Annotated in this window: 13 protein-coding genes; 8 read left to right on the plus strand and 5 right to left on the minus strand. The window is 39.7% G+C overall.

Features of this window, described 5'->3' with window-relative positions; translation table 11 throughout:
• The first annotated feature begins 16 nt into the window (after window positions 1–16).
• The 3 genes from olsF (at window position 17) to ACHUGF_RS13825 (ending at window position 2,984) form a co-directional block, all read left to right on the plus strand.
• The gene (gene olsF, locus ACHUGF_RS13815; protein WP_394132056.1) at window positions 17–1,759 is read left to right on the plus strand and encodes a bifunctional ornithine lipid synthase OlsF; all 1,743 of its coding nucleotides are present in this window, start codon (window positions 17–19) and stop codon (window positions 1,757–1,759) included.
• Between the two features lie 96 nt (window positions 1,760–1,855).
• A complete protein-coding gene (locus ACHUGF_RS13820) occupies window positions 1,856–2,293 on the plus strand; it encodes a CBS domain-containing protein (protein WP_394132057.1) in 438 nt (145 codons plus the stop codon).
• Between the two features lie 343 nt (window positions 2,294–2,636).
• Window positions 2,637–2,984 carry a hypothetical protein gene (locus tag ACHUGF_RS13825; protein ID WP_394132058.1) on the plus strand — a complete coding sequence of 116 codons (348 nt, stop codon included), beginning with the start codon at window positions 2,637–2,639 and terminating at the stop codon, window positions 2,982–2,984.
• 6 nt (window positions 2,985–2,990) lie between these two features.
• Here the strand turns inward: ACHUGF_RS13825 and ACHUGF_RS13830 are convergent, their stop codons facing one another.
• Together ACHUGF_RS13830 and ACHUGF_RS13835 are read right to left on the minus strand one after the other, a co-directional pair.
• The gene (locus ACHUGF_RS13830; RefSeq protein ID WP_394132059.1) at window positions 2,991–4,070 is read right to left on the minus strand and encodes a TonB family protein; all 1,080 of its coding nucleotides are present in this window, start codon (window positions 4,068–4,070) and stop codon (window positions 2,991–2,993) included.
• Window positions 4,071–4,153: 83 nt separating this feature from the next.
• Window positions 4,154–4,654: a PliI family lysozyme inhibitor of I-type lysozyme gene (locus ACHUGF_RS13835; protein WP_394132060.1), complete on the minus strand. Its 501-nt coding sequence runs from the start codon at window positions 4,652–4,654 to the stop codon at window positions 4,154–4,156.
• Window positions 4,655–4,955: 301 nt separating this feature from the next.
• Between ACHUGF_RS13835 and ACHUGF_RS13840 the strand changes: the two genes are divergently transcribed.
• From ACHUGF_RS13840 to ACHUGF_RS13860, 5 genes are all read left to right on the plus strand, one after another.
• Window positions 4,956–5,693, plus strand: a complete 738-nt coding sequence (locus ACHUGF_RS13840; RefSeq protein WP_394132062.1) for a DUF1538 family protein — start codon at window positions 4,956–4,958, stop codon at window positions 5,691–5,693.
• A 9-nt stretch (window positions 5,694–5,702) separates the two neighbouring features.
• The gene (locus ACHUGF_RS13845; RefSeq protein WP_394132064.1) at window positions 5,703–6,485 is read left to right on the plus strand and encodes a DUF1538 domain-containing protein; all 783 of its coding nucleotides are present in this window, start codon (window positions 5,703–5,705) and stop codon (window positions 6,483–6,485) included.
• The gene (locus tag ACHUGF_RS13850) at window positions 6,475–6,825 is read left to right on the plus strand and encodes a P-II family nitrogen regulator (RefSeq protein ID WP_394132065.1); all 351 of its coding nucleotides are present in this window, start codon (window positions 6,475–6,477) and stop codon (window positions 6,823–6,825) included. The genes ACHUGF_RS13845 and ACHUGF_RS13850 overlap by 11 nt, the downstream gene beginning before the upstream one ends.
• On the plus strand, window positions 6,822–7,229 hold the full coding sequence (locus ACHUGF_RS13855) for a CBS domain-containing protein (protein WP_394132066.1): 408 nt from the start codon (window positions 6,822–6,824) through the stop codon (window positions 7,227–7,229). The genes ACHUGF_RS13850 and ACHUGF_RS13855 overlap by 4 nt, the downstream gene beginning before the upstream one ends.
• Window positions 7,230–7,340: 111 nt before the next feature.
• The gene (locus ACHUGF_RS13860) at window positions 7,341–8,447 is read left to right on the plus strand and encodes a GGDEF domain-containing protein (protein ID WP_394132068.1); all 1,107 of its coding nucleotides are present in this window, start codon (window positions 7,341–7,343) and stop codon (window positions 8,445–8,447) included.
• A 30-nt stretch (window positions 8,448–8,477) separates the two neighbouring features.
• Here the strand turns inward: ACHUGF_RS13860 and ACHUGF_RS13865 are convergent, their stop codons facing one another.
• The 3 genes from ACHUGF_RS13865 to ydiJ form a co-directional block, all read right to left on the minus strand.
• Window positions 8,478–8,897: a MarR family winged helix-turn-helix transcriptional regulator gene (locus ACHUGF_RS13865; RefSeq protein WP_394132070.1), complete on the minus strand. Its 420-nt coding sequence runs from the start codon at window positions 8,895–8,897 to the stop codon at window positions 8,478–8,480.
• A 103-nt stretch (window positions 8,898–9,000) separates the two neighbouring features.
• On the minus strand, window positions 9,001–9,516 hold the full coding sequence (locus tag ACHUGF_RS13870; RefSeq protein WP_394132071.1) for a DUF1285 domain-containing protein: 516 nt from the start codon (window positions 9,514–9,516) through the stop codon (window positions 9,001–9,003).
• 11 nt (window positions 9,517–9,527) lie between these two features.
• On the minus strand, window positions 9,528–12,566 hold the full coding sequence (gene ydiJ, locus ACHUGF_RS13875) for a D-2-hydroxyglutarate dehydrogenase YdiJ (RefSeq protein ID WP_394132073.1): 3,039 nt from the start codon (window positions 12,564–12,566) through the stop codon (window positions 9,528–9,530).
• Window positions 12,567–12,617: the final 51 nt, after the last annotated feature.

Below are 12,617 nucleotides of genomic sequence, written 5' to 3' on the forward strand. Positions count from 1 at the left end.
TATTTGGGTCATGAATATGCAAGCAAACACATCTGTACCGCTGTTTTCTGTTGAAAAAATGATGCAAGCAAATTTACCAGTAGTAAATAATTCAATCCTTAATACACCAGTTAAAACTGCGCTACAGTATCTTTTTCATGAGCAACAATGTAATCAAATAGCAGATAAACACGCTCATTTATCAGGCATAGATTTTATCGAACAAGTTTTGGCAGAGTTTGATGTTAGTTACGCTGTACCAAATCAAGAAATCGAAAATATACCTGTTACCGGTAGGCTTGTGATTTACGCCAATCACCCCATCGGTTCTTTAGATGCGTTAGCGTTAATTAAACTGATCAGTCAGGTAAGAACAGACATTAAAGTGGTCGCAAATGAACTGTTGATGGCCATACCTCAATTACATTCAATATTAATTCCGGTTAAAAACCTAACAGGCGGTACTCCAAAGCAGCATATTGCCACTATTCATCAATGGTTGAATAACGAGGGAGTCGTGATTATTTTCCCTTCTGGTGAAGTGTCTCGACTTCGTCCACATGGGGTGACAGATCTGAAATGGAACTCAGGGTTTTTACGTTTTGCAAAATCTTGCCATGCACCGTTATTGCCCATTTATATAGACGCAAAAAACTCAGCCAGTTTCTATGGCGCTTCCATGTTATACAAACCTCTGGCTAGCTTACTACTGGTAAAGGAGATGTTTAAGCAAGGTGGAAATACATTACCGATGAGAATTGGTGAATTAATAGCAAAAGAAGTAGTCGCGAGCAACGAGCCAGTTCTGAAATCAAAAGTGGCGTTACTAAAGAATCATTTATATAGAATAGGTAAGGATCGTTCTGGATTATTTCCCACCCAAAAAGCGATAGCACACCCAGAGCCAAGACAACAACTACAAACTGCATTAAGCCAATGCACCTTATTAGGCGAAACGCCAGATAATAAACAGATATATTTATATCAACATCAGGGTAGTAACCCGATAATGCGAGAAATTGGTCGTCTACGGGAAGTGGCTTTTCGTGCAGTAGGTGAAGGGACTGGTAAGCGTCGTGATATCGATAAATATGACAACAGCTATTGCCACCTTGTATTGTGGGATCCGCAAGCCCTGGAGATTGCAGGTGCTTATCGTTTTGCCTGCGTACAACAAATCTTCAACCAAGACCCTCAAGGTCTATATAGCCAAACCTTATTTCACTACAGTCCGCAATTTCAGCCTTATTTCGAGCAAGGGTTAGAATTAGGCAGAAGCTTTGTACAGCCTAAATATTGGGGGCGAAGAAGCCTTGAGTATCTTTGGCTTGGTATTGGTGCTTATTTAAGGCTGCACCCGCAATACCGATATTTGTTTGGCGCGGTTTCATTAACACCAACAATTCCTAAAACTGCAAAAGACTTAATTGTTTATTTTTATCTTCACCACTTTGCAGACAGGCAGCAACTTGCGACCTCTACAAACCCATATGTACTTTGTTCAAACATAAAACAAACATATGACCAGCTATTTAGTAGCGCTAATTATGCAGATAACTTCAAAACGTTAAAACGAACTTTATCTAATATGGAGGTTTCCGTGCCGACACTTTTTAAGCAATATTCTGAGCTTTGTGACCAAGATTCTGGCGGCGTAAAATTTATTGATTTCGGAACAGATCCAGAATTTGGTGATTGTATTGACGGCCTTGTATTAGTAGATATCCATCAACTTAAAGCGACCAAGCAACAAAAGTATATAACCTCTCAAGTTAATTGATTAAGCTTATTGATTAATTTACATTTTTTGCAGTTGTGCTAACGTTAAATAACAAATATATCCCTAGGGATATAGTCGTTATTAGATGGAGCCGCTATGCAACAAGCTAACTTAACACCAGTATCAACAATCATGACAACTCGAATTGTCACCATTGATTTGGATGACAGAATGTCTGTTGCGAAAGAGATCTATGATAATGTGAGCTTCCATCATTTATTGGTATTGGATCAGGGTAAATTGACTGGCATTTTATCCCACCGAGACTACCTTGCGGCAGTTAGTCCACGTATAGGTACGTTAGCGGAGTTTACACGTGATACGGAAACCCTAAACACACGGATCCATCAAGTCATGACCCACCGCCCTATCACAGTCAGTGGATCAACTAGCATTTATGATGCCGCTCGCGTGATCCTTGAAAACGATATTGGTTGCCTACCAATACTGAAAGAAGGTGAATTAGTTGGCATTATAACCTGGAAAGATCTGCTCAGTTTTTATCAGCAGCAATTAATCACAGAAAATGTTTAACAGTCGTTAATTTCGATTGCTATCAACGGGCCTGTTTGTTCTAAAAGCTTTTGCATGTTTGGCTATTGTGTGAATTAGAATTAGGTGAATAGCTATTGTTTGAAAACGACTGTTTTTCACTTTCTGTAACCATCCTTTTACCCAACTTTTATCTATAAAACAGCTAAACTGTACCTACTTTTTTACAAGCATCAATCGTCAGTTTTGCAAGGGTTTTAGTGATAAAAATATTTTCCTATATTGAGCAATAACATACCGGCTAATTCATTTTTCTGTCTTGAAACTCGGTTAATCTGTACCAAACTTAAGATTATCGATTAGATTGAACGCGACCTAGGATGGGATGATGATTACATTTAAGTATCAATTAAATCAAACAGATATCAAGTTAATGATCAGTGATTGGTTCGGATTGGAACGCGTTTTTATAAACAATAAACTGGTTTCAAAGAAATTCAGCTGGAGCCAAACAAGTATTCATAAAATCAAATTGCAAAACGGCAAAACATGCCGCTTGCAATTGTTACTCGATAACCAAACCAATTTAATGAGTTGTCGTATTTATCAACAAAACACCTTAATCACGACATTGAAGCAAGGTAAACAACATCTAAAAGATAATATGCGTTTTTTAGAATTTGGTACTTTAGCTCTCACCTTTAGCTTAGTTGCGTTAATCTTTACGCTTTAACATTCATTACGATCTACTTAATGTGAAATCTAGTTGAACCGTTGTTTGTGCAGGCACAGGTTTACCATTTTCAAACTTAGGCGCATAGCGCCATTGTTTGATGGCTTTAATTGATTCTTTCACAAACTTTTGACCACCTTCTGAGTCACGCACTTCAAGGTTTTTAACGAAGCCATTTTCATCGACGACTAAATCGAAACTGACCCAGCCCTCTTTACCTCTTTTCGCGTAATTTAGCGGGTATTCAGGGTGAACGCGATACAAGGGGGTTTGTTCTTGATTTTCATTCCAAGGTGTCATTTTACCAATGGCTAAACAGTGCTCTGTTGCTTGCTCACTATCACCTTTGCTTTCAAAAATTTGCACCATTATCGAATGCGAATGAAGCTCATAGGGATGAGTAAAATCTAGTACTTGCATTTGCTTAATCACATTTGAGTAATGCTTAATAGCTTGATTATATTGCTTTCTTGAATAGTGAATAGAAGCAACCAAATATTCAGCTTCAACCCGCTCAAGTGAATCTTCTGGGTAAAGTTTTTGGTAAGTATCAAAGGCGCTAAACACCCATTGTTGAACTTTCTTGCTATAAAACCGTGTTTTTGCCACAGCACTAAATGCATCAATTTTGGTTGAGGCGTGTAAAAGCTCGTTACCACTTTGTTCTGCAATATCAATTGCTTCATACATGGCTTCTTTAATTATTTTCCCTTCAGTCGCCACATTTCCAATCGGGATCAAAACATCAATTAACTCGATAGCATCTTCTGCATAGTGTTGACGATAAATACTGAGGGCCGCTTGATATAAGGCGAGTGCCTTTGTCTTCTGTGCTTTTGATTGCTCAGCAAGTAAGTTAGCCCAGTTAATTTTAAGGTTTGCTAAAGAAATATCATCTGCAGGGAGTTGGGCGACACCTATCTCATGGGATTGCTCGGCAAATTTTAATGCATTAGCGGTGTCATTTTGTGCAATGGCTTTCTGATAGCTAGCGTGAGCTTCAGTCAAACTTTCAGCCTGTACAGGTGTAACTGCAAGCGCAAGCATCAATGAGGCAGACAATGCTGCCAATGAGAGTTGTTTCATTTGAAGTCCTTTTCTCTTATAACTTACTATATCATATAGTGTTCTTTCTTTATTAGTGTATTAAGTTGTATCGCTTATGACATTTATCGCATACAAATTTTAATGACAGCACCATCAACGCAGACACTTTGTGTTTCTGTATAACTGCCGCTTCCTGCTGTGACTGTGGTGATGTCTATTTGATAATCATAAAACTCACTTTCAACCAACTCAACCTGAGTGATGGTACCATCACGTGCTAAATGAAACGCGGATAGAAAGTCACCCACTTCCAAGTCACGATATAATTTAACTGCCATAGAGCCAATTGAACGAGGCTCTAAGCGCCCTTCCTCAATCGTAATACTGTAACCATTGCTCAACTCAAAAGCCTCTGCGAACACACCTGATTCTTTCTCACAAGTAATTTCTGGGCAAGATGGGCAAGGTTTGTCGCTTTGATTCGATTGTGAGTTAGCCGAACGTGAGTCAAGCTGTTCATTGGTTGTTTGTTCTGTTTGGCCAAAGGTATCGTTTAACCATTGATTAGAGGCACAGCCTGTCATTACAAAAGCAGCACAGAGAACCAAAACAAATCGTATCATTACATGTTCCTACAAAATCAAAATAACTGGATAGCATTATATGGGGCTAGTATAAGCTAGCCTCGTTGTTGGCTCTATAGTTGTTGTCAAAATTGTGCAATTTACATCGGTTTAGCAGCTATCCCTAGCAAGTTACTCTCATCTAAGCAATAAAAGGACTATGGTTATTGCTCACGCTTCGGTAGTAGGATTTGATTTACATCAAACTTTGTTAAGTTAACGTTATCAATATGTTGATGTTTACAGTCGTGCTGTCAAACTGAATCAATCTCATAACAATTAATTCAATTATGGAGATTGCATGTCAGCAGTATTAAAACTATTCAGTGCGCTGCTCAATAGCTTTAAAGATCTTGTTCCTATCATTGTTGTTGTCGCTTTTTTCGAAATATTCGTTCTGCAACAAGCACCCGATCATCTAGGCAGTATTCTGATTGGCCTTGTTTTCATTGTATTAGGTCTCACCTTTTTTGTTTTCGGCCTTGAAATGGGGCTATTTCCTATTGGCGAGAGTTTAGCTCAGGCATTAGCACAAAAAGGCAGTATCTTCTGGCTAGTGATATTTTCATTTTCATTAGGTTTTGGTACCACCCTCGCAGAACCGGCACTGACAGCTGTTGCTAATGAGGCTGCGCAAGTCGCCGCCGAGTCTGGTGCCATTGCTAATACTGAAGATGCGATGGACGGTTATGCGAACGGATTAAGACTCACAGTGGCCATTTCTGTTGGTTTGGCGATTTTATTAGGTGTGATGAGAATCATTAAAGGTTGGCCAATTCATTATTTAATTATCGGCGGCTATATCACAGTCATGGTGTTAACCAGTTTTGCCCCTCAAGACATCATTGGTATTGCTTATGACTCAGGTGGTGTCACCACCTCAACGATTACAGTGCCCTTAGTAACCGCTCTTGGTGTCGGCTTAGCCACCGTCATTAAAGGCCGTAATCCCATGCTAGATGGTTTTGGATTAATTGCCTTTGCCAGTCTTACCCCAATGATATTCGTGCTGTTATACGGCATGATAATCTTGCACTAAGGAGTAGCTATGTTTGCAGACTTATTAGAAACCTTGCTACTTACTGCTCGCGATGTTGTACCTATCGCAGTGATACTATTTGGTTTTCAATTAGGGGTGCTAAAACGCAAAATTCCACATATCAAAACAGTTGTTTTAGGGTTCGTTTATGTCATATTTGGGTTAACTTTCTTCTTAGTTGGCCTTGAACTCGCCTTATTTCCTATCGGTGAAAGCATGGCTAACCAGCTCACTACACCTGAGTTTTTACACCCTGATGGCTCCCCGACACCATTTATTTGGCAAGATTATTTCTGGGTTTATATTTTTGCTGCGGCCATTGGCTTTAGTACCACAATTGCAGAACCATCTTTAATTGCAGTAGCGATTAAAGCCAACGAAGTCTCTGGTGGCACGATTGGCATACAAGGTTTACGAATTTCGGTGGCTATTGGTGTGGCTATGGGAATTTCACTTGGGTGTTTTCGTATTGTGGTAGGCGACCCAATTCATTATTACATTATGGCTGGATATGTGATTGTTGTTATCCAAACATTCTACGCCCCTAAAATGATTATCCCATTAGCTTATGACTCGGGAGGGGTTACTACTTCGACGGTAACCGTGCCACTCGTTGCAGCCCTTGGTCTTGGACTAGCTACAAATGTTGAGGGACGCAACCCTTTGATTGACGGCTTTGGTTTGATTGCCTTTGCCAGTTTATTCCCAATGATTACAGTCATGGGCTATGCCCAAATTGTTGAAGTATTAAATAAGCGAAAAAATGCTAAGGAGCAACAAGATGCGCTTTAAATTAATTATTGCTTTTGTTGATGACGACTGCACAGATAAGGTATTAGATGCTGCTAGAGATGCAGGTGCAACGGGTGCAACCGTCATTAACCATGCCCGTGGTGAAGGAATTAAAAAACGTAAAACCTTCATGGGGCTTGGTTTAGATATACAACGTGATGTGATTTTGTTTTTAGTAGAAGAGCACATGAGCCGTCATATTCTAGAAACCATTTCAGCGGTGGGTGAATTTGATAAAAACTCTGGCAAAGGTATCGCAATTCAAATTGATGTTGAAGATGCTGTGGGTGTTGCTCACCAAATAGAAGAGTTAAGTAAAGAGATTGAGGACCAAATATGAACAATCCAACCCCTATTTTTAATAAAGATGTGCTCAGTGATCAATATGCAATTATCGATGGTATGCACACTGTTGCCGATGCGATCAAAGTTGCTGTGGACAAGAATGTCAACATTTTGATTGTGGATAAGCGTCATGACCATGACGAATATGGCATGGTGTTACTAAGTGATATTGCTCGTCAGGTATTAGCAAAAGACAAATCTGCAGAGCGTATTAATGTCTATGAAATCATGAATAAGCCAGTATTCTCAGTACCGGCTGAAATGGATGTACGTTATACCGCCAGGTTGTTCGAACGCTTCCATATAAATAAAGCCCCAGTCATTGAATCTGGTAACATTCTCGGTTTCGTTACTTACGATGATATTGTGCTTAAAGGCATGATAAGTCAGCTTAAATAATTCAATTAAAGTGCGCTATCTTAGCGCACTCCCTCTTCCTCGCCAGAAACTCCTTGTTTACATAAGTTACTATCTATCTCAAAGCGAGTTGACTATCATATGTAGAAAATAATGATTAACCTTTCCCTGATGCAGTTGAACCGACTAATAAACTATGGAACAGAGCAGCATTCATTTGCTGCGGCTAACCGAATAAAGACGACAAATATCATTGGTTTAATAACCACCTGTATTTCTTTGAGTTACAGTTTATTTTTCCTTCTTGTGTTAGAACATTTCCAAGTAGGATTAATTAACCTCGCTTTTACCATCTCTTACCTCGGCACTAATATCCTCACTCGGCTAAACCGGCCTAAACTTGCAAAAATATGGTTCTTTTGTATTTTAATGCTGCACCTAGTTGCATGTACCCAGTATTACCTGACTAAATTCAGCGGCTTCCATCTGTATTTTTTTCTAGTGCCAACTGGCGTATTTTTATTATTTGAATTACGAGAAAGAATTGAGCAAATATGTTTAAGCTTATTAGCTGTCGTGCTGTTTCTCTATTGTGAAAACACACTCAACGCTAACCCGATGATCATTGTAAGCGCTGCAACTAACCATTTACTTTATCAATCAGTCATATTAATAAATATGATAGAAGTGATTGTTGTTCTGACCTATTTTGCAAAACAAGTTGATCATCATGAACAAAAGCTCATAACTCAAGCTGCTACAGATTCATTGACTAAACTTGCAAATCGTCATCAGTTTTTCAATCAAGGCAAAATTAAATTATCCCAAGCAAATCAACATAGTAGTGACTTATCTCTGGTGCTATTTGACTTAGATTTTTTTAAAAGAATCAATGATCAACATGGGCACTTTGTCGGTGATAAATGCTTAATCGCTGTTGCTGATGCAGTAAGATCAATTTGCAGAGAGTCAGATTTAGTTGCACGAATTGGAGGAGAAGAGTTTGTTGTGTTACTTGAGCTGAATCAACATCAAGCAAAATTAAAAGCAGAACAAATGCGCCACGCAATTGAAGAGCAAGTCATTGAAATAGGGTTAAACACTCGCATAAATTGTACTGCAAGTTTTGGCATTGTGAGCACGAATGGGAATGCACAACTTGAACTCAAAGATTTCTTGATCTTGGCTGATAAAGCATTATATAAAGCTAAAGAAAATGGCCGAAACCGAATTGAGTTGCATTTTGATAATGTCGCTTAAAGACCAATTGATTTATATTAACCGCAAAAGCTAATCATCAAACCGATTAACCTTATTGAGTAATGCCATCAAAGTTTGTTGCTCACTCAAGGTCAGTGCAGAAAGAAACTGTTCATTGACCCATTCTGCTTCTCGGATCAAATCTTGTTCTAATGCTTTGCCTTCATCAGTTAAGTAAATCTGAAAAACACGTCTGTTGTCTGCTTCTTGATGACGTGTAATTAACCCTTGAACTTGTAATTGGTCTAATAACCTTGTCATGGTGTAATTGGCAACATCACAATACTTAGATAATTCTGTTTGACTCAAGCCTTGTTTTTGCCAAAGGGAAAACAACACAGGCCAAAGCTTAATATCAAGTTGATAGCGTTTTAGGCGTGTGTCGAGCTCTTGCTGCAATGCAATATTCAAATGAGAAACTAGATAACCAAGATTTTCATAACGTTTCATCGCAACCTCCAAGACCAATACCTGCAGTCTACTACCCAGAGTTCAGTCAAAAATAACTGACTTAATATTTACCCTATCACTTTATACGAGCAAAGTAATAACTTTAGTCATCAGTTAAATATTGATTAATGAAACGGTAATAACAAGCGCGACCTAAAATACCAATAATACCGCGTTCAAATTTGACGGTGATAGCTTGTTCTTCGATATTGAACTGGCTGAGTTTAATCTCTTTATGTTCAGTGCCAATTAAGCTGGTTGCATCAATGAGTGTCTGCTCTTGAGCTAAAGCTGAAGATGCACTTAAATGATCATCAACGCCCTCAAAATCGGTAAGCACCAAAGGAAAGCGAGCGACACTCACTTTCACCTTTTCAACGGGAGTAATCAAATAATGCTGGCCATCAATGCAATGCAAAATGCCAAAAAACATTTTGGCAAATTTGCTAGGTAACGGGCTATTTTGATACAGCCAGTTTCCCTGTTCATCGATATGAAACATGGCACTATCTTGACATAGTTCAGGGTGGTCATCAGCTGCAACATCAGCTGAGTCAGTTACCTTTTGAGTTAACTTTGCTAACTCAGCACAAGCTTGTTGGTTGAACTCTTTAGGCATTAGCCACTACCTTAATCAATCAACTCAAGTAAGGCTTCGATTGGGTGCTGAGGTTTGAAACCTTCGAAGCGCTTAACTTGCGAGCGACAAGAATAACCAGATACTAATACTTTACTTGTCTTGCGAATTTCAGCCATCTTATCTTTCCAAGACATATCGTATAACGCTTTTGAACGCTCAAGGTTATGTAATTCATGGCCATAGGTACCAGCCATACCGCAACAGCCAAGGTTAACAGAGCTTAATTGGGCACCAAAGTGAGCAAATATAGCTTGCCACTCTTTTGCGGTATTCGGCTTAGCAGTGGATTCTGTACAGTGACTAAACCAGGTGTAGTGTTGTTCAGAACGGTTTGTAACAAGCTCACGTTTAACGATCACAGTTGCCAACCACTCATTCGACAGTAGTACTTCAAAATCACCTCGATTATCACCTAAGACTTGTTGATATTCGTCTCGATAACAAAGGGTTAATGCGGGATCTAATCCAACCATCGGCATACCAAGTTGTGCGACTTGGTTTAAAAAGTCTGCACTGTTTTGTGCCATCTTAGCAAACTTATCTAAAAAGCCTTTGATATGGGCAGGTTTACCATTTGGCTTATAGGGTAACAAAACCGGTTTGTAACCTAGCTTCTCTACCAATTGAATAAAGCGAAATACCAAATCAGCATCATAAAAACTGTTAAAGGGATCTTGGACGACTAATACATATTGCTGTTTATCTGATTCATCAATAGCTTGCAATGTTTCCAAGTCATAGCCTCGACTAGGATGGCCATCAAGGCGTTGTTTCAATGTTGGCACCGACAACATTGGTGCATCAACATAACCAATGGATTTTTTAATCACCCATTTACTCAATGGATTTTGAGACACTAAATTAGTCACTTTTGGCATAGTAGCCATTAACGGCAACGTGTCTTCAATACCTGCAACTAAATAATCTTTAGCAGGACGTAGATAACGTTTGTAATAAATATTAAAGAATTCAGCTCTGAATTTTGGTACATCAACTTTTACAGGGCATTGAGCACTACAAGCTTTGCATGCTAAACACCCTTGCAAAGATGCCATAACTTCATGTGAGTAATCGTATTCTTTATTTTTATTCAAAGTGTTTTGCGCACGTTGCAGCAGGTTCATCGACTTTGATTGCGCAAGCGCTAACACATCCACACCTTCTGACTCGAGTAATCGCAGCCACTCACGCATTAAGCCGGCGCGACCTTTAGGCGAATGAATTCTATCCCCGGTCACCTTAAATGAAGGACACATAGGCGAGAAACGACTGTAATTGAAGCATAAGCCATTGCCATTACAATCCATCACATCAGGAAATGCTTGGCGCACATTAACTGGTATTTGCCGATCAAATGTTCCTCGTTTGGTACTATCAACGTTAAACAACATGGGGCCGCTATTCGGCGGCGCGACTAACTTTCCTGGGTTTAAGCGATTTTCAGGGTCAAATAGGCCTTTAACCTGCTCTAAAACAGCATACAACTCGTCGCCGAATACTGCAGGTCCATACTCTCCGCGAACACCTTTTCCGTGCTCACCCCACATTAAACCACCATATTTCAAGGTTAGATCAGCCACTTGATCTGAAATCACCCTGAGCAGTTTTTCATCTTCTGCCGAGCACATATCCAATGATGGTCGAACATGAAGTACGCCTGCATCAACATGACCAAACATGCCATATTGCAAATTATGCGAATCCAATAAGGCACGAAACTCCATAATAAAGTCTGCTAAATTTTCAGGCGGCACCGCCGTATCTTCAGCAAATGCAAGCGGTTTCCGCTTACCTTTAGCTGCACCTAATAAACCAACAGCTTTTTTACGCATTGCATAGATTTGATTAATACTGGCGACATCATGAGTTATTTGAAAGCCCACTAATCCAGCTTGTTGTTGCGTTAACTGCGCTGTTAGCATGGTTTCTAACGATGTTACTTTTGTTTCGACATCATCGGGCTCGCCAGCGAACTCGACCATGTTTAAACCTTCAATGGTTTTATTTGGTACCGCTTGAATCAGATCAGATACCGAATGCCAAATGATATCTTCGCGCGCGAGATTTAATACCTTTGAATCTATCGTTTCTACTACAGTGGCATTGGCTGATACTAAGGAAGGTGCATGACGTAAGGCCGACTCAAATGAGTCATATTTGATATTCACCATGACACGTGCTTTTGGCAGCGGCGTAATGTTTAGTTTGGCTTCGGTGATCAACGCAAGCGTGCCCTCTGAACCGGCTAAGATTCTGGATATATCAAACTGATCAACGGCATCATTCCAAACATGCTTTAAATCATAACCGGTTAAGAAGCGGTTAAGTTCGGGAAACCTTTCGAGCACCTGCTGGCGCTTTTCAAGACAAATGTTTGCAATGCTTTTGGATATCTTATTAGCAAGAATATCTGAATCATTAAGTTGATCCAGCACAGATAATGGTTGTGGGCTTGATTGCATCACGCTGCCATCAATTAACACACTGGTTAACCCTAAAACATGGTCAGAAGTTTTGCCATAAACCAAAGAACCAGCACCAGATGCATCTGTATTTATCATGCCACCAATTGTGGCACGGTTAGAAGTTGATAAGTCTGGACTAAAAAAGTAACCATGTGGCCGTAGCGCATCATTAAGCGCATCTTTAACTGCCCCAGCTTGCACACGCACCCAGCCTTGCTCGGCATTAACTTCTAACACCTTGTTCATATATCGAGAGACATCAACAATCAGGCCATGGGTTAGTGATTGGCCATTTGTCCCAGTACCACCACCTCTACCGCTGAATGTCACTTGTTTGTATTGCACATCATTGGCTAGTGACAACATCAATTCAACATCCGCTTGATGAGCTGGATATACCACAGCTTGCGGTAAGAATTGATAAACCGAGTTATCTGTCGCCTGTACCATTCTCGCGCTGTAGCGCTTGTCGATATCACCTTCAAAGGCACTGTTTTCTAGTGCGTCTAGAAAAGATAAATAGATAGGCTCTAATGTTTGTTGGTGAGAAAGTAATGGCAGCATGGTGTTCTTGTTGTTATCAAATTGATGCCAACATTATAAACAAAAAAAAGC

It is taken from the genome of Shewanella maritima (genome assembly GCF_043643735.1).
GTDB lineage: Bacteria > Pseudomonadota > Gammaproteobacteria > Enterobacterales > Shewanellaceae > Shewanella > Shewanella maritima_A.